The organism is Roseibium sp. (assembly GCF_965233565.1).
Taxonomy (GTDB): domain Bacteria; phylum Pseudomonadota; class Alphaproteobacteria; order Rhizobiales; family Stappiaceae; genus Roseibium.
Genome location: NZ_OZ247494.1, coordinates 4,294,061 through 4,314,790 on the forward strand (window position 1 = coordinate 4,294,061; position 20,730 = coordinate 4,314,790).

The following is a 20,730-nucleotide window of genomic DNA, read 5'->3' on the forward strand; positions in this document are numbered from 1 at the left end:
AAAGCGCGGCAGAAAAGAACCTCCGGCTAGGAACGCCGGAGGTTTTTTCTTTTCCAATTGCGGCGCTGTCCAGCGTTACTTCAAGCTTTATTAAATCTGCCCTGCAATCCTTAACCTCAATGCGTATCCGCGTTTGGGAGTGATTCGGTGTTCGGCAGGGCAAGCCTTTTTGCCACGACCTATTTCCTGGCCTGCAGTCTTCTGGTCTCGCTGGCGGCGGTGATGCCGTCCGGCAGTGGTCCGTTGGCAGTCTTTGCCAGTCCCTTTGGGGCGTCTGCGCTGGAAGTCATCGCAAGAGCCGAAGGCCGGATCGTTCATGTGGGCAACACGCGCTGGGTCGCCGTCACGGATCAGACGGACCCGGAACTTGTTGCCAGACTGTACCGGTCCGGAGCCGGTTTTGTCGCGTCAACCGTGGTTGCAAAGGCCTGCGCAAGCTGGATCGGGACGCCAATGGAGAGAGATTTATGAGTGAAGCAGTTGAGCAAGGCGCCGGGCTGGAAGCGTTCCGGGAGCGGTTTGCAAAAGGGGTGGTGCATTTCACCTGGTTCAACGTTTTCCTGGTCATGGCAACCGCCTTCTGGGTCGGGCACGTCTCGCTGGTCGCGGTGTGCGGCGCGGCCCTGCTGCTTGGAGCTGCAGCCACTGCCACCTGGATGAAGTTCGGCGCCGGTCTGGAGACAAGACTGGCGACCTCGATGTCGCTTGCCGGTCTGGTGGCCCTGTTCGTTGCGGCCCTGGCCGTGCCGGAGGGACAGGTCGGATACCAGCTCGACGGCCACATGTATTTCTTTGCAGTGCTGGCCATCCTGGCCGGTTGGGTCGATTGGCGTGCGCTGGTTGCCTATGCGGCCGTGGTCGCCGTGCATCACCTTGTCCTGAATTTCACTTTGCCCTGGGCCGTCTTTCCGGATGGCGCGGATTTCGGCCGCGTTGTTTTCCACGCGGTGATCGTAATCGCGGAAGTGGCGGCGCTGTGGTGGGTGACGACCAGTTTGGAGCAGGCATTCGTTGCATCTGACAACGCCCGGCACGAAGCGGAGGGCGCGCGCCAGGAGGCCATGCAGCTGCAGGCCCAGACAGCCGAGCACGACCAGCTGGAACAGGACAAGCAACAGGCCGTCAACGATCGTATTGCCACTTTCCAGGCCGAAATCTCCAGCAAGCTGGACAGTGTTGGCCTGAAAGTGCGCGAAATGCGTGGGGCGGCCGAGGAACTGGGAGCAGTTGCCCAGGACACGACGGGACAGGCGGCCTCGGTCTCGGACGCGTCCGAAACGGCGTCGTCCAATGTCCAGATGGTGGCGTCTGCCGCCGAAGAACTGTCCTCTTCCATCTCGGAGATTTCGCGCCAGGTGGAACAGACCACGGGTATCGTCGATCAGGCGACCGCCAACGCCCAGACCTCCAATCAGAAGGTCGCCGGTCTCGCGGAAGCCGCCAATCGCATCGGTGAGGTGGTGACCCTCATTCAGGCAATCGCTGAACAGACCAATCTGCTTGCGTTGAATGCAACCATTGAGGCGGCCCGGGCCGGTGAGGCCGGCAAGGGCTTTGCCGTGGTTGCGGCCGAGGTCAAGGAGCTTGCGACCCAGACCTCGAAGGCGACGGAAGAAATCGGGTCCCAGATTTCCGCGATCCAGGCGGAAACCAAGGGTGCAGTGGAATCCATCGGTGCGATTGCCGCCATCATGGACGAGGTCAACAGCTACACGGCGGCCATTGCCGCGGCTGTCGACGAGCAGGGATCCGCTACCCAGGAGATCTCGCGAAATGTCGCCGAAGCGGCCAACGGCACCGGGCGGGTCGCGGCCAATATCGGCGGTGTCCGGGAATCCGTCGAGCGCACCAACCGCTCTGTCGAAGGCATGAGCGGGGCCTCGCAAATGCTGGAAAGCGAGACGGAGGAGATGCGCCGGGCTATCGACACGTTCCTGAAGGATGTTGCTGCCTGACACCTCTCTGGTTCCGATTTGAAAGACCGGCCGAATGCGGCCGGTCTTTTCGTTTTTTGCAACCGGATTCGACAGCAGACTTGACCGGATGTCGCATGAATGCCATGAGCCGCTCCTTACAAGCCACATGAACCGGTGATGTTGGCGCATCATGGCGCACAACGACCCCTGTTCTGGACCTGAAGACCTGCAGAGCCCGATGTCTGAGCGCGCCCTAAAGACCGGATCGATCCTGTTGCTGGATCTTTTGAAGCAGCGCTCCGCGTTGCTGTTTGAGCGCCCGCGCGAGATCGTTACCTGTACGCGGCTGGACGAGGTCGCGTCGTGCCTCTCCCGTCTGGATGAGGCCCAGGAGAGCGGGCTGTTTGCAGCAGGGTATCTTGCTTACGAGCTGGGATATGCCTTTGAGAACAAGCTGCGCTGCCGGTTTGAGGACAAGGGCGAGCCGCTTCTCTGGTTCGGTCTTTACGATGCGCCGGAAGAGCTGGACCTGAGTGCAGCACGGCACCTGCTGGCGGCGAGCGCGGACGGATCTCCGGCGTCGACCGGCGCTCCAAAGTTCGACATGGACCGGTCCGCCTATGGTGAGGCATTTGCCGCAGTCCAGGACCATCTGGCAAAGGGCGACATCTACCAGGTCAATCTGACCATGCGCGCGGGTTTTGCGCACCAGGGCGCGCCGGAGCAGCTGTTTCTCGACCTGATGCGCCGGCAACCGGTCGAGTTTGCCGCCTATTTGTGCTTGCCGGGCCGCACCGTGCTGTCGCTGTCTCCGGAACTGTTTCTGGAACGACAGGGAAAGCTGCTGCGCACACGTCCGATGAAAGGCACTGCGCCGCGCGGGCGAAGTGTCTCCGAAGACAGGCGCATTGCTCGAGACCTTGCAGAGGACCCGAAGCAGCGCGCCGAAAACACCATGATCGTCGACCTGATGCGAAATGACTTGTCGCGCATTGCAAAGACCGGGACGGTCCGCGTGACGCAGCTCTGCGAGGTCGAACGCTATCAGAGCCTGCACCAGATGACCTCGACCGTCGAGGCCGAACTTCCGGCCGGCACAGGCTTCTCGGCCGTGATCGAAAACCTTTTTCCGTGTGGTTCGATCACCGGCGCACCGAAACTCAGCGCCATGCAGATTGCCCATGACCTGGAAACGGGGCCCCGGGGCGTCTACACCGGCTCGATCGGCTATCTGGCACCTGGTGGTGATTTCCGCCTGAATGTCGCCATCCGAACGCTGGTGCTGCGCCAGAACGGTATGGGGGAAGCGGGCGCCGGTTCCGGTGTTGTCTTCGACAGCGGGGCGGCACCCGAATATGATGAATGCGCGTTGAAACTCAGATTTCTGTCCGAGAACGTGCCGGAATTCGAGCTGATCGAAACACTGGCCTTCGATCCGGCCGAGGGGTATCTGCTGCTGGAGCGGCATATGCAGCGCCTGCAGCAATCGGCGATCTATTTCGGATTTGCGTTTCAGGAGCAGGACATCCGGACGGCACTGGAAACGGCGGCCGCCAATTATGTCGGTGCGCAGCGTGTCCGGTTGCTAGTGAATGCAGACGGCGAGGTGTCGCTCACCGCAACGGATCTGACACCCGTCGACGGCGCAACGGTGTTCAATCTGGCGCTGACGTCGGAAAGAACCCATTCCGGCAACCGGTTCCTTTACCACAAGACCACCAACCGGGCCTTCTACGACGACACCCGCAGCCGCTACCAGGCGGAGACCGGCTGCCAGGAAGTGTTGTTTGAAAACGAAAACGGCTACCTGACCGAAGGCAGCTACATGACGCTCTTCTTGCGGAAGAACGGAAAGTTGCTGACACCGGCCTTGAAACACGGGCTGTTGCCGGGAACCTTTCGGGCAGGCCTTCTGGAATGTGGTCTTGCCACAGAGGCCGATCTGACCCGGGCGGATCTGGTCTCGGCCGACGAGATCCTGCTGGGCAACTCGGTGCGTGGCCTTGTGCGGGCAAGGGTTCTGTCGCAACAAGCGGAAGTCCCGACACCGAAACCTGTGGTGACGGGCCTGGCGGTCGAGCGACGGGCCGTCTAGTCAGAACCGCCTCACGCCTGAATCGTGCATAGTGCAGCATCGCAACTTCGCCTTGCTGAAAGTTCTACATTGATCTACCTATATGTAGAACTTCTACAGAGGCGTCGAATCATGTCGAACTCTCCCTGGCACTTTCCGCGCACCGAGTTTGCGGAACGGGTGATGCAGTCATTCATTTCGGGCGGGTCAACGGCGCTGACGCTGTTTGCACCACGTCGGACGGGAAAGACCCAGTTCCTGATCCAGGATCTGGCGCCTGCGGCGGAACGGCTCAAATGCACCGTTGTCTATGCCAGTTTCTGGCAGACTGCGGATACCCCGGTCGACACGCTGCTGCATGCCATCGACGGCGCGATGGAAAAGCCGGGTTTCTGGCAAAGGGCACAGTCGGCCCTGACCGGCATGAAACCCAAGATCCGGATCGCGCCGATGGGCATCGGCGGTGAGGTTGACCTGTCCGGAACGCCGAAAGCGGTTGCTCAGAAGGATCCGTTGCTGATGCTGGATGACAGGATCGGCCAGTTGCCGGCAACGACAAAGGCGCCGGTTCTGTTCATGCTGGACGAGGTTCAGGGGCTCGCTTCGCCGGAACATGGTGCATTTGTGGCCGCCTTGCGGACCTGTCTCGACAAGCGTCGCGACACCGTGCGAACGATATTCACTGGCTCCAGTGTGGATGGTCTGCGAGCGATGTTCTCCAACCGGCAGGCACCCTTTTTTCACTTCGGCAGCAATATCGAACTGCCGCCACTCGGCGAGGACTTCGTCCGCCACATGCTGAAAGCCCACAAGACGGCCACCAGCCGCGACGTTGCGTTCGACGGGGCCATGGCCTTCTTCCTCCAGGTCGACCGGTCGCCCTACATGATGCGTAACGTGCTGGAGCGGATGGCGCTCAATCCGGATTACGATTTTGATACCGCCGCCAGACGGATCCGGGAGGAGCTTGCCGAGCGGCAGGGTTTCCCGGCGCTCTGGTCGGATCTGAATGCACTTGCGCAGGCCGTGCTTGTGGAGATTGTGAAGGGTGAAACTGCCCTGACCTCCAACGCGGCCCGCAAGCGGCTGGGCCTGGCCACTGGCGAGGAGAGCGTTGCTCCCGGCAGGGTCTCGGGAGCCACGAGAACACTTCGCCGCAAACACATCATTCACAAGATCGACGGCAACTGGGTGCTGCAGGATGCGGATTTCGGCCGGTATATTGAGACATTGATCAGTGGAGCAGGCTAACCGGGAAGTGCTCTAGTTGACTTCGCGAACGGTCTCTCCGGAACCGTCTTCCTGGTCCCTTGATGCAAGTATGTCCTCAAAAGCGGTCTGAAACCGGTCCACCACCCAGTCTGGTGTTTCCAGGTTGAAGGCAAAATTCAGCTGCACGGTGGACGCAAGAAACACCGGTTCGTATTCCGACGGATCGACGCCCGCATTGGTGGCCAGTCGTGCAAAGTTCTCCCACTGGATCGGGATGAAATCGATACGACCGGCGTCCAGCATTCTGACGTTGATGATGCCTTCGCTGTTGACGGTCGTGTTTTCTTCCGGAATTCCGTGCCGTTTTGCCAACAGGGCACTGGCGCTGTCGATGATGACACCGACCTTGTAGTCATGCAGGTCTTCGGAAGTCTCGATATTGAAGTTTCTCGCTTTTTTGCCGATGAAATAGGACTCGAATTTGAGGATAGGGCCAGCCCATTTGAACAGGCTTTCCCGTTCGGGTGTTCGACTGGTTGAGAACAGCACCGTGTTCGGTTCAGCCTGGGCCTGCCGGTAGGCGCGGGCCCAGGGCAGGACAACAATATCTTCGCGGCCCTGTGTTGAGCCGACCTTTTGCAAGATCTCGACCAGCAGATCGGCTGTCTGCCCCTTCACCTCACCGTCTTCGAGATAATGGTAGGGTTTCCATTCTTCGGTCAGAAGACTGAGCTGCGGAAAGTCGGTTTCGGCGTGAACTGCCGGCACATTGAACATGAGCGGACAGGCAGCCACAACCGCTGCCAGCCAAAGCAGTAAGCCTTTCGCAAACCCTTTGCCGGATTTGGAATTTGCCATGTTCAGGTTCCGTCCAACCGCGCTCAGCACGCCTAAAGCCAGCGTTGCCTATGAGTTTAAACGTCAGTGTTTCAAAAAGTAAATAAGGAACATTATTTGTGATTTAACGAGGTTGGGATCGAAAATGTATGATCAGTAAAATTTATGTTATCGCAATATTTACTCGCCCAAGAGTTGTGGGTAGGTGTGTTCGTGTTGGGGTTCTATAATACTTAAATATTCTGACAAATATTTGTAATTCACAGTCTATGCTGAGTAATTTTCACCGCTAGACAGCGAACCGGTCGCAAACTGGCCTTGTTGCCAAGCACATGCCGGGTCGCAAGTGGGTGGCAGATTCAGATATCCGTTCCCCAGGGTGCAACCGACAGTTCCGGCCACAGCACCTTCATGCGTTCGGCCTTTTCCACATAGGTCTGTTCGTTCGGTTGCACGTAATTTGGCACCAGATGCATGGCGAAAAGATTGGCAAGACCAAAGGGCGCGTGAAGCACCAGCTCTCCGGCGGCGGTCAGCCGTGCGGCGACAGCATGGGTCCGAGCGGCATAGGTGGTCAGCGAATCCATAGCACAATGCAGAGGCCGATAGGGGCGGCCGAAGCGCTTTTCATACCAGAGATGGACACGCGCCTGGTTTCGGACTTCGAGCAGTTTGGCAAGCTCGGGCAGGGCGGTATTGACCCGGTGGATGATCCGGTCTTCGGCCTCGTAGGACAGGTCCTTGCCGTCGAAATAGACAATGTCGAAATCTTTGATGCCGTGCATCAGCGCCCGGTCTGTCAGAACATTCCAGGCGGTCTGATAGATCCCGCCTGACACCAGCCACGCATCCGGCAGTTCCAGCGCGCGTATTGTTTCAAGAATGGTCATGACATGCGGCGCTGTCCTCAGGATCTGTTCCAGACGGGCCATGCGCTCCGTTTCGCTTGAGGCATAAGGATCGCCGAGCCTCTGTCTGTCATCGGTAACTGCCGTATCTGCAAGGGGAAGCGTTTCACTGACCATCGTCGGGTCCTTTCCAGAGAAAAGCCAGCCTATCCGATTCTGCCAGGTGGGGAAGCGGTTGCCTGCGGGACACGGAATGTCGAGCACCGCGCTGGGCAGGTCGTTGATAATGGCAGCCGGTCTGGTCACCTCTCGGTGTCTTGACAGCTCGCCGGGCAACGCCATCATCGTATCCAGACCTCTTGAAGGACGGCCCCATGACCAGATTGTTTTTCAAATTCGCCCTTTTTGTTGTCGCTGGCGGGAGCGTGACCCTGGCAAGTCTTCCGATTGCGGAGGCCCAGTCGCGCCGACCGAACTCGACCGCAATGACCTGCGGCCAGGTTCAGTCCATGATCAACCAGCGAGGAGCGGTGGTTCTGAGCACCGGGCAGCACACGTTCGACCGCTACGTGTCGAACCGAAATTCTTGCCAGCATGGCGAGATCCTGCGCCGCGATTATGTTCCGACCAAGGACAACAACCGCTGTTACGTGCAGCGCTGCGTCAATCCGCAACCCTGGCGCATAAACTGAGACGCGCATTGAAGCGCTGATCGAGCCGATAGCAAACGGAGACCCGGCATGGCTGATGGATTGTCTTCTTTCTGTGGTGCGACCGGTCTGAAGACCGTGCCGGCCGCGGTGGCGGTATTGCTGTTGACGGTGTCGGCGACGTCGGCTCAATCGGGGCGCCCGGACACACGCCAGATGACCTGCGCGCAAGCGCAGGCTCTGGTAAAGCAACGCGGAAGCGTCGTGATGACGACGGGCGCGACAACGTTTGAACGGTTCATCGCCGATGCCAGCTATTGCCGGCCGATCACCAATCAGGTGCGGGCGAATTTTGCGCCGACCAGGGACGATCCGAAATGCGCGGTCGGTTTCAGGTGCCACCAAAACATCCGGGTGCGCTGAACACACATTCGGTTCCGGGATTCCCTAGTTGTTTTTACTGCCTCTCAGGATTTTCCTGTTATTTCTGATGGGGGGCGGATGCAAACACCTGTTGCATTTCAAAACCGCTTCACAAATATGAAATAAGGAATTCCTATTTCTGGAAATCACGCCCATTTAATAAATAATACGCCTGAAAAGTCAGGAAAGGCCTTGTGATGCACGGGAAGAATACAAATAAGCAACTGGTAATTGCGGGCCGCGCAACTAAGGCAAGCCTGCTTTTTTGCAGTGTCTTTCTTCTGGCTCTTCCGGCAAATTCACAGACGCGGCGGCAGCCCGACACCACAAAACTGACCTGCGCGCAGACCCATGACCTGATCGAAAGGTATGGCGGCATCAATTTAAAGTCCGGTCAGTTCAAGTTCGACCGTTACGTCACGGGTCGCAATCACTGTTTCGCAGGCCAATCCGTGACGACGACCTTTGTGCCGACCAAGGACAGCAAAAAATGTTCTGTGCTGATTTGCGCGGAAGTCGGTCAGCGGAACAACTGATCAGCCCCTAACGGACAGCACCGCCAAGGCGCAAAAAGCCGCGCAGCCGGGGCCGCGCGGCTCAAATGTCACTGGAACTCTTTAGCCCCGTAACGTACCGCCGGTCGCTTTTTCGACATTGGCGATGAGTTTCTTGGCGACTGCGTCGATCTCTTCATCTGTCAGCGTTTTCTGGCGCGGTTGCAACAGGACGTCGATGGCAACGGATTTCTGTCCTTCCGGAACGCCGGTGCCCTGATAAATATCGAACAGGGTCACGTCCTGGATCAGGTTTTTGTCCGCGCCGCGGGCGGCCTTGAGCAGCGTTTCCGCACTGACGTCCTTGCCCATCACGAAGGCGAAGTCACGGCGCACCGGCATCAGGTCGCTGGCATTGAGCGCGCCTTTAGACCGGCTGGCCTTGCCTTTTGGCTGTGGCAAGGCCTCTAGATAGATCTCGAACGCCACCAGCGGCCCTTCGATGTCCAGCTTCTGCAGGGTCCGCGGATGCACTTCACCGAACACCGCCAGGGTGTTTTTCGGACCAAGCTTCAGGCAGCCTGAACGGCCCGGATGGAATGTAGCCGGTGCGTCCTTGTAGATCTGGAGTTTCTCAACGGGGGCCCCGATGGCCGCCAGCGCCGCTTCGGCGTCAGCCTTGGCGTCGAATACATCCACGCTGCCGGCAGTGCCCGACCAGTGACGTCCGGAGCCGGTCATCTTGGCGGTGCCGCGACGGACACCAGCGGCGACCATTTTCTGGCCTTCCGGCGTATCATCGGCAAATACCTGGCCAACCTCGAACAGGGCTACATCGCCATACCCACGGTCCGCATTGCGCTGGGCGGCGACCAGAAGGCTGGGCAGCAGACTTGGGCGCATGTCGGACATTTCGCTGGAGATCGGGTTGGCCAGTGAAAGCGCGGGGCTGCCGCCGCCGAACAGCTCGGCCTGATCCTTGGCGATGAATGACCAGGTCACGGCTTCGTTGAAACCGCGGACCGCCAGCGCTCGGCGTACCTTGCCGCGCCGGATCTGCCCGGTCGTCAGCACTTTTTGCCCAACAGTGCCGGTGGGTGGTAGTGGCGTCAACGGCACTCGGTCGAGACCAATGATGCGCACCACTTCTTCCACCAGATCTGCTTTTCCTCCGATGTCCGGACGCCAGCTCGGCGCCGCCACCTTGACGGTTTCTCCGGACCCGGACACCCAGAAGCCAAGTGATTTCAAGGTTACATTTGCTTCGGCCGGCAGCACGTCAATGCCGGAGAGGCGTTTGATCTCCGAATAGGGAAATTCGATGATGTTGCTGCTGTCCGGTACTTCACCGGCCTGAATGGCTTCTGACGGCTCACCGCCGCACAGGTCCAGCACCATACGGGTGGCAGCTTCCAGGCCAGGCATCATGTAATTGGGATCGACACCCCGCTCGAAACGGTAACGTGCGTCCGTGTTGACGCCCAGCTTGCGACCGGTTGCTGCAATATCGTCTTCATCCCAGAGAGCGGATTCAATCAGCACATTGACGGTCTCTTCGGTGCAGCCGGATGGTTCCCCGCCGAGAATGCCGCCGAGGCTTTCCACGCCATTGTCATCGGAAATCACGCAGACCGTATCGTCGATATCGTAGGACTTGCCGTTGAGGCCGTCGATCTTTTCACCGGCCTTGCCGCGGCGAACCACCAGATTGCCGTGAACCTTGTCAGCGTCAAAGACGTGCAGCGGACGGCCCTGGTCGAACGTCATGTAGTTGGTGATGTCCACCAGGATGTTGATGGGCCTGAGGCCGATCGCCGTCAGCCGGTCCTGCAGCCATTTCGGTGAAGGGCCATTTTTCACACCCTTGACCATGCGCAGGCCGAAGGCCTTGCACATCGGCTTGGTGTCGCCAAAGTCGAGCGTGACGGAAACCGGGCAGCGATAACTGCCGCGGATCTGCTCGTGGCTGCGTTCCTTCAGCGTACCGAGGCCGGCGGCAGCCAGATCCCGGGCAATGCCGTAAACGCCGGTACAGTCCGGACGGTTCGGCGTCAGGCCAATCTCGATGACAGGTTCGTCGAGGCCGGCCCATTCGGCATAACTGGCACCGACAGGGGCATCGGCCGGCAGATCAATGATGCCGTCATGCTCGTCGGACAGCTCCAGCTCGCGCTCCGAACACATCATGCCGAAACTTTCCACGTCGCGGATCTTGCCCACGGACAGCGTCACGTCGAGGCCGGGGATATAGTCGCCCGGCTTTCCAAGCACGCCGACCAGGCCAGCGCGCGCGTTGGGAGCGCCGCAAACGATCTGGATCGGCTCGCCGGAGCCGGTGTCGACCTTGAGGACCCTTAGCCTGTCCGCGTTCGGATGCTGTTCTGCTTCAAGCACCTTGGCAATATGGAACGGCTTCAGACGGTCGGCCTTGTTGGTGACCTCCTCGACCTCGAGGCCGATCATGGTGAGGCGCTCGACGATCTCGTCCAGGCTGGCGTTGGTCTCAAGGTACTCCTTGAGCCAGGAGAGTGTGAATTTCATTTTTCAGTCTCTTCAAATGTCGTGCGCCGGGTGTTCCGGGCAAAAGGCTGGGGGACGTCTCAGTTTCCGAGCCGGTCCACCTCCGGAAGGATGGTCGCTTCGCCGTAATTCTCCGCAAACCGGCGGCCGATCTCAGAGAAGTCGGCAGTCCAGCGGCTCACCATCTCTGGTGTGATCTGCTGGCCGGTGGCAATCGCCTGGGCTGCTTCCGTTTCGATTCGGTCGCGCAGGATGCCGATCTCGACCTGGGCCGCATATTCAGCCCGGTACTTGCCGAGCCAGCCCATGGCGACGATGACCACCATCACCAGAAGAGCCGCCGTCGAGGTCAGGCCCGCCCATTTGGCGGTGCCGCCGATGCGGCGATCGCTGGCGATCAGGACGATCGATGCGATGGTCAGAAAGGCGACGATATAGATCGCCTGCAGAAAGCTCTGGTACTTCTCCGAGGAGCTGGCTTCATGCGAAGCGCGCAACCGGGTCAGGCGGTCGCGCAGGTAAAGCAGCGCATCGGCTTCAGCGCCGAGCTTGTCCTGAAAATATTCACCGCAAAAGCGCAGGCGACCGCGCGCCTCGCTCTTTTCGGCGCAGGCTTCCAGGAAGGACGTTGGCGTCGGCACGCGGACATCCTGGTCTGCTGTCTGGGCCATTGCCGGCAGGATCGTGGCAAGGCACAGGGCAAAAACAACAAACAAGCGGGTCAACAGTGACATGATCTCGCCCCCTCTGGATGTTAACTGGACAGACCGCCGAACAGTGTCGGCAGGTCGAGCGGGCGGAAGCCGTAATGCTGGATCCAGCGCACATCCGCATCAAAGAAGGCGCGCAGGTCCGGCGTGCCGTATTTCAACATGGCGATGCGGTCGATGCCCATGCCCCAGGCAAAGCCCTGGTAGACATCCGGGTCAAGGCCGCAATTGCGGATCACGTTCGGGTGGACCATGCCGCAGCCGAGAATTTCAAGCCAGTCGTCGCCCTCGCCGATCTTGACTTCGCCGCCGGACCGGTCGCACTGGAAGTCGACTTCCATGGACGGCTCGGTGAACGGGAAAAAGCTCGGCCGGAACCGCATCTTGATGTCGTCGATTTCAAAGAAGGACTTGCAGAACTCCTGCAGAACCCACTTCAAGTGTCCGAAATGGCTTTCCTTGTCGATGACGAGACCTTCCACCTGGTGGAACATTGGCGTGTGGGTCTGGTCGCTGTCGCAACGATAGGTCCGGCCCGGCATGATCACGCGGATCGGCGGCTCCTGGCTGCGCATGGTGCGGATCTGAACCGGTGAGGTGTGTGTGCGCAGAAGCAGGCGTTCACCGTCTTCCTTCTCGTTGAAGAAGAAGGTGTCGTGCATTTCGCGTGCCGGATGACCCTCAGGAAAGTTCAACACGGTGAAGTTCAGTTCGTCGGTTTCGATATCCGGACCTTCGGCGATGGAAAAGCCCATGTCGGCGAAGATCGCGGTCAGTTCGTCAACGACCTGGCTGACCGGATGAATGCGGCCGGTCTCTGTGGAGGCAGGGCGCAGCGGCAGGGTCACATCGACGGTTTCGCTTGCAAGGCGGGCTTCCAGGGCTGCCTCGGCCAGGACGTCCTTGCGGGCGGAGATGGCGTCGGTGATCTTGGCCTTAAGGCCGTTCAGCGCAGGCCCCATGACCTGGCGTTCTTCCGGGGTCATTCTGCCGAGCGTTTTCATCTGCTCGGAGATCTTTCCCTTCTTGCCCAGGGCGTGGACCCGGACGTCTTCCAGGGCGGTTTCCGTTTCCGCGCCTGAAATAGCGGTCAGGAGTTCGGATTCAAGTGTATCGAGATTGGACATGCGTGCTCAGGTACCGGTTCGCGCGCGGTGCGCGCTTGAAGTCGAAACAGAAAGTCGGGGTCTTTTAGCGAATAATGGCGCAGAAGGCCACGGCTCCGAGAGCATTATTGCGTGACACCCAGGTGAAGAAAAAAGCGCCGGAAAAAAGCGCGTTAGCGCATAAATCGTCCGCAGGCGGGGCCCTGCAACTCAATGAAGCGCGCAGCTGCGGTCGTCAGGCCGGGGAGGCCCGTCATATCGCCAGTGCGGCGGATATCTGTGCTGCGCTTGCTCATGGGCGCCACTCTACTGAAAGCCGGAGGGATGGCAAGAGGAAAAGGGAACAATTGTTTGCGGGAACTGCCCCGTCGCCGGGTCGTCACCGCGCGTCTCCAGCACCCGCCCACATCATCCTCAATGACTGGCCCACAGAGGCGCGGCGGCGCTGTCTCGAAGGATGGGCCGTTATCTTCCAAGAGTGCCGCCGATCCTTCGAGACAGACCTGACGGTGCTCCTCAGGATGACGTCGCGGCGTAAGAAAAGGAGATTGGGAGGGAGGTGGATGGTAACTGTCAACCCTCCACTGCATCGGCTCCCTTCGGTCTTCCGATCGACGTTTGCAGCTCGTCCTTCAACCAGTCGCCGAAAGCCTTTTTGGCTCTGGTGCGCGGTGCCGTCTTGCCGCTGATCAGCCAATAGCCGAGCCCGGTGGCCGGGCGCTCCGGGAAAGGTGCGATCACCTGGCCGGACTTGACCGCATAAACGGCGAGTGTTTCCCAGGCGAGAAAGACACCCTGGCCGGCAATCGCAGCGTCGAGGCAGAGAGACCCGTCGGAAAAAGTCGGGCCGTCCTGAAGGATGCTTTCGTCGAGGCCGAAGAGATCAAGCCAGGTCTTCCAGGTGAACATCTGGCCAGGGTCATGGATGATTGGCAGATTTCCGATGTCCTTCGGCTCCCTGATGTCTTTTGCAAGCGCGGGGCTGCACACCGGAAAGACCCGCTGGTTCAGGAGCTTTTCTGCATTGAGCCCCGGATAAGGGCCGTGACCGACGCGGATACACAGATCGACGTCGCTTGTGTCCGGATCGACCAGATCGACCGTTGCCTCAACCCGGACCCGGATGCCCGGCTGCGCCTTGTTGAATTCCTTCAGGTGCCAGACCAGCCACTTCCCGGCAAAGACAGGGGCGACGGAAATGGTCAGTGCATCTTCCCGGCCGCGCTCGGTCGTGGCGACGGCGGTCGACAGCGAAGACATGGCGCTGGTCAGATGCGGCAGCATGGCAAGCACATGAGCGGTGGGCAGCAGCGCCCGGTTCTGCCGTTCGAACAGTTGCACGCCGAGTTGGGCCTCGGTCTTCTGCACCTGCTGGCTGACGGCGCCCACTGTCACGCCGAGCTCCGCCGCAGCCGCTTTGACGGAGCCGAGCCGGCCGACGGCTTCAACGGCCCTGAGGCCCGAAAGGTGAATGCGGTTTAAGTTTTTCATTTTAGGAATTCTAAATCGAAACGCAGAAGAAGTCGATTTTTTTAGGCGGAAAATGCACGTATATAGTCAGCATAGCTAAATTCAAGAAAAGGAATTTGGCGATGAAAACAACAACAATAAGGAGATTAAAACTCATGATGAAACTGTTTATGCGCCGCCAGTTCAGAGCAACCCCGGCTTCCGCTTACGACCGGACCGACCCGTTCTCCCATCCGGCCATCACCCGCATGAGCCAGCGCGAACTGGCCGACCTGCCGCTCAACCGGCGCTAAGGTCCCAATGTGGGATCTGCGATCGGCAAGACCGCCGGTCGTTTGAAAATTCTGATCGGCCCCCGAATGGCTGGCCGATTGGACAGAACCAGGACCAGAAAACGGCGCCTGGGCTTCGGCCCGGCGCCGTTTCTGTTTTGAAGCGGTGATCAAAATCCCTGAAACAGGAAATCCGTCGCTGCAGTAATATCGTCCTGGTGCCTGCCGAGATTGCAGATGACATCGCCAAGTTCTGTCACAGGGACAGCGGCCAGGTGTTGGGTGAACAGTACAAAAACAATCCCGTTGATGGTGAAGACCGGGTTCAGCCGCGACACATGGCTGCCGATTGTCTCCTTGGGAATCAGCGGCGCGACGACCCGTGTATTGAAGCCGTCCAGCAGATCGGACTGCAGTTCCAGCGCCAGATAGCTCGAGTTTTCAGGCGATGGACGTCGAACCGTGCCATCAAAACTGCCGGTGGCGGTCGAAAGGCAGGCCGTTCTCGGCGACAAATGTGTTGGCGGCTTCAATGGCTGCCGCGTTCTCAAGACGCCACAGCCGTTCCCGTTCAGCCTGAACCGCGCGCGTCAGGCCATTTTCTGCTGCCTTGCTCACGTCGAGCTTCAGATCTCCAGCCTGCTTTACCAATCGTGGGTCCACCGATACGGAAACGGGTGTCTTGGGTGCCATGGAATTCTCCGCCAAACTGAACAGAGAGTACAATGGAAGAAAGGCGCTGCAAAGAGAGCGTGGGGTCTGTTGACCGTCAGGACGGAACCGGTGCTTTCTTCGCGTGTTGCGCGATGCCGTGTCCGAAAGACCAGTTTTCCATTTTTGTCTCCACCAGGTTGATGAAAACATCCTCCGGCCGGACGCCGAGTTCCCTGACCAGTCCTTGCGCAATGCGCCGGAACAGGGCCTGTTTCTTCTCCGTGGTCCGCGTGTCGCTGACGGTCAGCTGGATCAGGATCAGGTCGTCGGAGCGGGCAATGTCCATATAATACCGGCCGAAGACAAAATCTTCGGGCCGATGCTCGCTCAAGGTCATGAACCTGTCGTCCTCCGGGACGTCAAAGGTTTCGCGCATGGCCTGGTAGATCTCGTTGAACAGCGTTGTCTTCTGGGCTTCGGTTTTTGACCCCTTGAGAATGGAAATCTGTGTGAATGGCATGTCGGTCTCCGTGTCTGAAAGCGATGAGACGAGGCTAGACTGACGCCATAAATTAATAAAACAAATCTTTGATATTTCAAAAATTCGATTTTAGAATGAAAGCATGAACGATCTCGACATGGACCTCCTGCGCGCCTTTGCACGTGTTGCCGAGACCGGCAGTTTCACTCGCGCCGGGCAGCAGCTTGGTGCCAGCCAGTCGGCCGTCAGCGTGAAGATCAGGAAACTGGAAGACCGGCTTGGCGATGCCTTGCTGGCCCGGTCGCCGCGGTCGGTGCAGCTGACCCCGTTCGGTGCAAGGTTCCTGGGCGATGCCCGCGATTTGATCGCGATGCACGACCGCATCACGGCACGTATCAGCGGCAGTGACGCCCCGAGACAGGTTCGGCTCGGCATCAGCGACCATGCCGCCGGGCAGAGGCTGCCGGAGATCATCTCGGCCCTGAGCCGGGACCTGCCACAATGTCGTTGGCATGTCACGGTCGGTCTCTCCGACGACCTTTTCCGGGACTACAAGGCGGGGCTTTTGGGTGCCGCGCTGATCCGCTCCGAAGACGTCGAGGCGAATGGGCGGATCGTGTTCGAGGAAGAGCTGGTCTGGACCGCGGCGCGGGATTTCAGCTGGCTGGCCGAGCGGCCTCTGCCTCTGGTCGCGCTCAGCGGCAGCTGCGCGCTGCGGAAGTTGGCAACGGCCATGTTGAAGGAGGCCGGCATCGCCTATGAGGATATCTTCACGGGCACCGGCGTCAGTGCGGTCCAGGCGGCCACGGCGGCCGGTCTCGGCATTGCCTGTCTCGACAGACGGAACATGCCGGAAGACTGCCGGGATGTCGGTGAGGCCTATAGATTGCCGGATCTGCCGAAAACGAAAATGACGCTGTTCAGCCGGGAAGAAGCCCCGGTGATAGCCGCGATTGTGCAGGCGTTTCGGGAGGTCCGTTAGAGACCTCGATCCATGTGTTTGTCATCCCGGTTTGGCGCAGCCAAGACCGGGATCCAGTAAACGCAGGCGTTGGTGAGCCTTGCTGCCACAGGGGCTACTGGGTTCCGGATCTTCGCTGCGCTTCGTCCGGAATGACAACGGAGAGGGGAATGCCTGGCCTGACCGCTGGCCCGCTCGACGGTGCTGCGCACCTTACCCTTACGGGCGTTCGCCCCTTCGATTGATCCACTGGATCAATCGATCACGCGAAGCGCGACCGGGGCTCACTCATCCATCTTCAGGGCCTGGATGAAGGCATCCTGGGGGATTTCGACCTTGCCGAACTGGCGCATCTTCTTTTTACCCGCCTTCTGCTTTTCGAGAAGCTTGCGCTTGCGGGTGGCGTCGCCGCCGTAACATTTGGCGGTCACGTCCTTGCGCAGGGCGGCGATGGTTTCGCGGGCGATCACCCGGCCGCCAATGGCCGCCTGGATCGGGATCTTGAACATGTGCCGCGGGATCAGGTCCTTCAGCTTCTCGCACATGGCGCGGCCACGGCGTTCCGCCTGGCTGCGGTGCACCAGAACCGAAAGCGCATCCACCGGCTCTTCGTTCACCAGGATGGACATCTTGACGAGGTCGCCGGCCCGGTAGTCGGAGATCTGGTAGTCGAAGGAGGCGTAGCCCTTGGAGATCGACTTCAGCCGGTCGTAGAAATCGAACACGACCTCGTTGAGCGGCAGGTCGTAGGAGACCATGGCGCGCGTGCCGACATAGCTGAGATCCACCTGGATGCCGCGCCGTTCCTGGCAGAGCTTCAGGATGCCGCCCAGATACTCGTCCGGCGTCATGATCGTCGCCCGGATCCAAGGTTCGCGGATCTCGGAGATCTTGACCACATCCGGCATGTCGGCCGGGTTGTGCAGGTCGACTTCCGATCCGTCGGTCAGCGTCATCTGATAGACAACGGACGGCGCGGTGGCGATCAGGTCGAGATCGAACTCGCGCGACAGACGCTCCTGAATGATTTCCAGATGCAGCAGGCCGAGGAAGCCGCAGCGGAAACCGAAGCCGAGCGCGGCGGACGTTTCCATCTCGTAGGAGAAGCTGGCATCGTTCAGGCGCAGCTTGCCCATGGCCGAGCGCAGGTCTTCAAAGTCGTTGGCATCAACCGGGAAGAGACCGCAGAAGACGACAGGCTGGGCCGGTTTGAAGCCCGGCAGCGGTTCGGCGCAGGGTTTCTTGTCGAGCGTGATCGTGTCGCCGACACGGGTATCGGCCACTTCCTTGATCGAGCCGGTGATGACGCCGATCTCGCCGGCGCGCAGCTCGTCCACCTGGATGAATTTCGGGGTCATGACGCCGACACGGTCGATGTCGTAGGACGCGCCCGTGCCCATCATCTTGATCTTCTGGCCCTTCTTGAGCGAGCCGTTGATCACGCGCACCAGCACCATCACGCCGAGATAGGTGTCGTACCAGCTGTCGACCAGCATGGCCTTCAGCGTGTCGTCCGGATCGCCTTCCGGGGCCGGCAGGTGTTTGACGATCGCCTCCAGCACGTCGTCGACGCCCATGCCGGTCTTGGCCGAGATCATGCAGGCCTCGGACGCGTCGATGCCGATCACATCCTCGATCTGTTCCTTGATCCGGTCCGGTTCGGCGGCCGGCAGGTCGATCTTGTTGAGGACCGTGACGATCTCGTGGTCGTTCTCGATCGCCTGATAGACATTGGCAAGCGTCTGCGCTTCCACGCCCTGCGAGGCATCGACCACCAGCAGCGAGCCCTCGCAGGCCGCGAGCGAACGGGACACCTCATAGGCAAAGTCGACATGGCCCGGCGTGTCGATCAGGTTCAGCGTATACTGTTCGCCGTCCTTGGCATTGTAGATCAGGCGCACGGTCTGGGCCTTGATCGTGATGCCGCGCTCGCGCTCGATATCCATCGAGTCGAGTACCTGTTCGGTCATCTCACGGTCGGTCAGCGTGCCGGTCATCTGGATCAGGCGGTCGGCCAGCGTCGACTTGCCGTGATCGATATGCGCCACGATGGAAAAGTTGCGGATGTTGGAAAGCTTCTGCGTCGTCATGGCCGCCCCTTTACCATCGCAATTCGCTTTCGACCAGAGGAATGACGCGCCAGAGGGCTGAAATCCGGTGGTTTTTTGAAGGCAAAGCGGCCGGTCAATTTCTACAGCAGCGGGCAAGCCCGGGCTTCCTCAGGCAAATGACGTATGATGAAGATGATTTGAGTCATGGCATATCAACTTCAAAGTGAGATTTAACCTGTAAAAACTGCGTATCGAATGCCGCACGAAAGACAATCCATGCTGATCCGCAATGCCGAAGCAAAAGACGTTCCTGCCATCCTGGCGCTCTACAACCACGCGGTTCGCGAGACCACGGCAGCCTGGACCGGCCAGGAAGAGACGCTGGACGACCGGCTGACCTGGTTCGAGGGGCGCAAGAGCCAGGGACTGCCGGTGATCGTCGCGGTGGATGCAGCCGATGACGTTGCCGGCTTTGCCAGTTACGGGGCCTTCCGGGCAAAGGAAGGCTACCGGTTCACCGCCGAGCACACCGTCTATGTCGATCCGGACCGGCATCGGCAGGGGATCGGCCGGACACTCCTGAAACGCCTGATGGAGCTTGCCGAGGCAAATGGCATTCATGTGCTGGTGGGCGGGGTCGACGGCAACAATGGCGCTTCCATCGCTCTGCATGAATCCCTTGGTTTCGAAGTCAGCGGCCGCCTTCCCCAGACCGGCACCAAATTCGGCAGCTGGCTGGATCTTGTGTTCTTGACGAAAGTTCTGAAAGAGAGCGACGCGCCGATGGGGTGAGGGCAGCGGGCTGAACGTCCTGGTGTCATCCCCGCGTAAGCGGAGACCTAGGACAACCCATAACTTGAGACCTCTCAAAAAGTGATCGCCCGGCAGTCCTGGATCCCGGATCTTCGCTGCGCTGCGCCCGGGAGGACAAATAGGGGAACTGTCCCGCCTTACTGCGCCGTCAGCACCGTGCGGCAGGCATTCGGCAGGGCGGCGAGCGCCATCGGCCGTTTCTTGACCACCTTCGGCTTTTCGCCCGGCTTGGGCGGGTTTTTCGGCACCCACGGTTCGTCCGACAGCCAATAGGTCAGGTGCGAGCCGCAGCCGTCGCCGGGAGGCGGCGGGTTCTGGTTCTTGCAGCCGGCACTGCCCGCCGGGCAGGAAAGCCGGACATGGAAATGGTAGTGATGTCCCCACCAGGGCCGGACCTTGCGCAGCCAGGCGCGGTCCTTGCTCTTCTCAAAGTCGCACAGCGCCTTCTTGATGGTCGGGTTGACGAAGATCCGCGCCACGCGCCTGTCGGACGCTGCCCGCCGGATCAGCCTGGCATGGGTATCTGTCCATTTCTTCGGATCAACGCGCCGGTCGGCTCCTTTGACGTTGAGCGGGCCGATCAGCATCGAGATGGCCGAGATGTTTTCCCGTTCTTCCCGGCTCAGGCGCCTGTTGGGCATTTCCGTCAGCCAGATGTCGGCGTCCAGTCCGATCTGGTGGCTGGCATGGCCGGAGAGCATCGGCCCACCGCGCGGCTGTGCCAGATCCCCGACCAGGAGACCGTTCCAGCCGACCTTGGGCGCGTCGGTGGCAAGATCCTTCAGGTAGTCGATCAGCTCCGGATGACCCCAATTGCGGTTTCGCGAAAGCCGCATGGCCTGCCAGGTGGGGCCGTCCGGCTCCAGCGAGGTGCCGCCGGCAAGACATCCCTTGGCATAGGAGCCAATGGCGCGGGCTTTCAGGGGGGCAGGGCCGTCCGTCGTGCCGAAATAGTCCTTGGCCGGAAAATCGGAATAGAGGACGAGTTTTGGTTTGCTGGCGACATAGCCGTCGGGAACCGAGCGCTTCTTGATCGGGATCGGTGTTCCGGCAACGATCCGGACGCTCGGCGTATAATCGGTAACCACGGCTCCGCCGGGTTTCGGAGCCGGGACGGGAACGGCGGCATGAGCTGCCGTTACCAGTCCGAGGGCAACCGCCGCGCCGGTCAGTCCGGCCAGCGGCAATTGCCATCTGAAGCGTGTCGGTTGTTCGGCCGGGACGATTGCCTTGCTCAC

20 protein-coding genes are annotated in these 20,730 nt (G+C 60.0%); 9 read left to right on the forward strand and 11 right to left on the reverse strand.

Annotation, left to right across the window (positions count from 1 at the left end; translation table 11 throughout):
- Positions 1–147: 147 nt before the first annotated feature.
- From ACO6TG_RS19625 to ACO6TG_RS19640, 4 genes are all read left to right on the forward strand, one after another.
- Positions 148–471 carry a hypothetical protein gene (locus ACO6TG_RS19625; protein WP_422374740.1) on the forward strand — a complete coding sequence of 108 codons (324 nt, stop codon included), beginning with the start codon at positions 148–150 and terminating at the stop codon, positions 469–471.
- A complete protein-coding gene (locus ACO6TG_RS19630; protein WP_422374741.1) occupies positions 468–1,955 on the forward strand; it encodes a methyl-accepting chemotaxis protein in 1,488 nt (495 codons plus the stop codon). Before ACO6TG_RS19625 ends, ACO6TG_RS19630 begins: the two co-directional genes overlap by 4 nt.
- Positions 1,956–2,154: 199 nt before the next feature.
- A complete protein-coding gene (pabB, locus tag ACO6TG_RS19635; RefSeq protein ID WP_422374742.1) occupies positions 2,155–4,011 on the forward strand; it encodes an aminodeoxychorismate synthase component I in 1,857 nt (618 codons plus the stop codon).
- 111 nt (positions 4,012–4,122) lie between these two features.
- A complete protein-coding gene (locus ACO6TG_RS19640; RefSeq protein WP_422374743.1) occupies positions 4,123–5,241 on the forward strand; it encodes a hypothetical protein in 1,119 nt (372 codons plus the stop codon).
- 12 nt (positions 5,242–5,253) lie between these two features.
- On the opposite strand, the gene ACO6TG_RS19645 is transcribed toward ACO6TG_RS19640, so the two are convergent.
- Positions 5,254–6,060 carry a substrate-binding periplasmic protein gene (locus ACO6TG_RS19645; RefSeq protein ID WP_422374744.1) on the reverse strand — a complete coding sequence of 269 codons (807 nt, stop codon included), beginning with the start codon at positions 6,058–6,060 and terminating at the stop codon, positions 5,254–5,256.
- A gap of 338 nt (positions 6,061–6,398) precedes the next feature.
- Complete coding sequence (locus ACO6TG_RS19650; protein ID WP_422374745.1) at positions 6,399–7,064, reverse strand: nucleotidyltransferase family protein; 666 nt, start codon at positions 7,062–7,064, stop codon at positions 6,399–6,401.
- 197 nt (positions 7,065–7,261) lie between these two features.
- Here ACO6TG_RS19650 and ACO6TG_RS19655 point away from each other — a divergent pair, with 197 nt between their 5' ends.
- Together ACO6TG_RS19655 and ACO6TG_RS19660 are read left to right on the forward strand one after the other, a co-directional pair.
- Positions 7,262–7,579, forward strand: coding sequence for a hypothetical protein (locus tag ACO6TG_RS19655; RefSeq protein WP_422374746.1), 318 nt, complete (start codon positions 7,262–7,264; stop codon positions 7,577–7,579).
- Positions 7,580–7,627: 48 nt separating this feature from the next.
- Positions 7,628–7,960, forward strand: a complete 333-nt coding sequence (locus ACO6TG_RS19660; protein WP_422374747.1) for a hypothetical protein — start codon at positions 7,628–7,630, stop codon at positions 7,958–7,960.
- Positions 7,961–8,577: 617 nt separating this feature from the next.
- Here ACO6TG_RS19660 and pheT read toward each other — a convergent pair.
- The 4 genes from pheT to ACO6TG_RS19680 all read right to left on the reverse strand — a co-directional run bounded on the left by pheT (position 8,578) and on the right by ACO6TG_RS19680 (position 14,281).
- Positions 8,578–10,995, reverse strand: coding sequence for a phenylalanine--tRNA ligase subunit beta (pheT, locus tag ACO6TG_RS19665; protein WP_422374748.1), 2,418 nt, complete (start codon positions 10,993–10,995; stop codon positions 8,578–8,580).
- Positions 10,996–11,054: 59 nt separating this feature from the next.
- Entirely contained in the window at positions 11,055–11,708 is a 654-nt protein-coding gene (locus ACO6TG_RS19670; RefSeq protein ID WP_422374749.1) for a phenylalanyl-tRNA synthetase subunit alpha, read from the reverse strand.
- Positions 11,709–11,728: 20 nt separating this feature from the next.
- Positions 11,729–12,811 carry a phenylalanine--tRNA ligase subunit alpha gene (gene pheS / locus ACO6TG_RS19675; protein ID WP_422374750.1) on the reverse strand — a complete coding sequence of 361 codons (1,083 nt, stop codon included), beginning with the start codon at positions 12,809–12,811 and terminating at the stop codon, positions 11,729–11,731.
- Positions 12,812–13,363: 552 nt separating this feature from the next.
- Positions 13,364–14,281 (reverse strand): LysR substrate-binding domain-containing protein, encoded by a 918-nt coding sequence (locus ACO6TG_RS19680; RefSeq protein WP_422374751.1) that lies wholly within the window; start codon positions 14,279–14,281, stop codon positions 13,364–13,366.
- A 134-nt stretch (positions 14,282–14,415) separates the two neighbouring features.
- Between ACO6TG_RS19680 and ACO6TG_RS19685 the strand changes: the two genes are divergently transcribed.
- Positions 14,416–14,553: a hypothetical protein gene (locus ACO6TG_RS19685; protein WP_422374752.1), complete on the forward strand. Its 138-nt coding sequence runs from the start codon at positions 14,416–14,418 to the stop codon at positions 14,551–14,553.
- Positions 14,554–14,702: 149 nt separating this feature from the next.
- On the opposite strand, the gene ACO6TG_RS19690 is transcribed toward ACO6TG_RS19685, so the two are convergent.
- From ACO6TG_RS19690 to ACO6TG_RS19700, 3 genes are all read right to left on the reverse strand, one after another.
- A complete protein-coding gene (locus tag ACO6TG_RS19690; protein ID WP_422374753.1) occupies positions 14,703–15,047 on the reverse strand; it encodes a CcdB family protein in 345 nt (114 codons plus the stop codon).
- A complete protein-coding gene (locus ACO6TG_RS19695) occupies positions 15,001–15,225 on the reverse strand; it encodes a type II toxin-antitoxin system CcdA family antitoxin (protein ID WP_422374754.1) in 225 nt (74 codons plus the stop codon). Before ACO6TG_RS19695 ends, ACO6TG_RS19690 begins: the two co-directional genes overlap by 47 nt.
- Positions 15,226–15,301: 76 nt before the next feature.
- The gene (locus tag ACO6TG_RS19700) at positions 15,302–15,706 is read right to left on the reverse strand and encodes a tautomerase family protein (RefSeq protein WP_422374755.1); all 405 of its coding nucleotides are present in this window, start codon (positions 15,704–15,706) and stop codon (positions 15,302–15,304) included.
- Positions 15,707–15,809: 103 nt separating this feature from the next.
- On the opposite strand from ACO6TG_RS19700, the gene ACO6TG_RS19705 reads away from it, so the two are divergent.
- Positions 15,810–16,649 (forward strand): LysR family transcriptional regulator, encoded by an 840-nt coding sequence (locus ACO6TG_RS19705; protein ID WP_422374756.1) that lies wholly within the window; start codon positions 15,810–15,812, stop codon positions 16,647–16,649.
- Between the two features lie 263 nt (positions 16,650–16,912).
- Here the strand turns inward: ACO6TG_RS19705 and lepA are convergent, their stop codons facing one another.
- Complete coding sequence (gene lepA, locus ACO6TG_RS19710; protein WP_422374757.1) at positions 16,913–18,718, reverse strand: translation elongation factor 4; 1,806 nt, start codon at positions 18,716–18,718, stop codon at positions 16,913–16,915.
- 237 nt (positions 18,719–18,955) lie between these two features.
- On the opposite strand from lepA, the gene ACO6TG_RS19715 reads away from it, so the two are divergent.
- On the forward strand, positions 18,956–19,471 hold the full coding sequence (locus tag ACO6TG_RS19715) for a GNAT family N-acetyltransferase (protein WP_422374758.1): 516 nt from the start codon (positions 18,956–18,958) through the stop codon (positions 19,469–19,471).
- 158 nt (positions 19,472–19,629) lie between these two features.
- On the opposite strand, the gene mepA is transcribed toward ACO6TG_RS19715, so the two are convergent.
- A complete protein-coding gene (mepA, locus tag ACO6TG_RS19720) occupies positions 19,630–20,730 on the reverse strand; it encodes a penicillin-insensitive murein endopeptidase (protein ID WP_422374759.1) in 1,101 nt (366 codons plus the stop codon).

Bases quoted from the DNA above. Each gene is read 5' to 3' on its own strand.
- ACO6TG_RS19715 (WP_422374758.1), top strand. From the start codon at position 18,956: ATGCTGATCCGCAATGCCGAAGCAAAAGACGTTCCTGCCATCCTGGCG.
- ACO6TG_RS19650 (WP_422374745.1), bottom strand. From the start codon at position 7,064: ATGGTCAGTGAAACGCTTCCCCTTGCAGATACGGCAGTTACCGATGAC.
- ACO6TG_RS19640 (WP_422374743.1), top strand. From the start codon at position 4,123: ATGTCGAACTCTCCCTGGCACTTTCCGCGCACCGAGTTTGCGGAACGG.
- ACO6TG_RS19705 (WP_422374756.1), top strand. From the start codon at position 15,810: ATGAACGATCTCGACATGGACCTCCTGCGCGCCTTTGCACGTGTTGCC.
- ACO6TG_RS19685 (WP_422374752.1), top strand. From the start codon at position 14,416: ATGATGAAACTGTTTATGCGCCGCCAGTTCAGAGCAACCCCGGCTTCC.
- ACO6TG_RS19655 (WP_422374746.1), top strand. From the start codon at position 7,262: ATGACCAGATTGTTTTTCAAATTCGCCCTTTTTGTTGTCGCTGGCGGG.
- ACO6TG_RS19700 (WP_422374755.1), bottom strand. From the start codon at position 15,706: ATGCCATTCACACAGATTTCCATTCTCAAGGGGTCAAAAACCGAAGCC.
- ACO6TG_RS19630 (WP_422374741.1), top strand. From the start codon at position 468: ATGAGTGAAGCAGTTGAGCAAGGCGCCGGGCTGGAAGCGTTCCGGGAG.
- lepA (WP_422374757.1), bottom strand. From the start codon at position 18,718: ATGACGACGCAGAAGCTTTCCAACATCCGCAACTTTTCCATCGTGGCG.
- ACO6TG_RS19660 (WP_422374747.1), top strand. From the start codon at position 7,628: ATGGCTGATGGATTGTCTTCTTTCTGTGGTGCGACCGGTCTGAAGACC.
- ACO6TG_RS19680 (WP_422374751.1), bottom strand. From the start codon at position 14,281: ATGAAAAACTTAAACCGCATTCACCTTTCGGGCCTCAGGGCCGTTGAA.
- ACO6TG_RS19645 (WP_422374744.1), bottom strand. From the start codon at position 6,060: ATGGCAAATTCCAAATCCGGCAAAGGGTTTGCGAAAGGCTTACTGCTT.
- pheT (WP_422374748.1), bottom strand. From the start codon at position 10,995: ATGAAATTCACACTCTCCTGGCTCAAGGAGTACCTTGAGACCAACGCC.
- ACO6TG_RS19670 (WP_422374749.1), bottom strand. From the start codon at position 11,708: ATGTCACTGTTGACCCGCTTGTTTGTTGTTTTTGCCCTGTGCCTTGCC.
- pabB (WP_422374742.1), top strand. From the start codon at position 2,155: ATGTCTGAGCGCGCCCTAAAGACCGGATCGATCCTGTTGCTGGATCTT.
- ACO6TG_RS19695 (WP_422374754.1), bottom strand. From the start codon at position 15,225: ATGGCACCCAAGACACCCGTTTCCGTATCGGTGGACCCACGATTGGTA.
- pheS (WP_422374750.1), bottom strand. From the start codon at position 12,811: ATGTCCAATCTCGATACACTTGAATCCGAACTCCTGACCGCTATTTCA.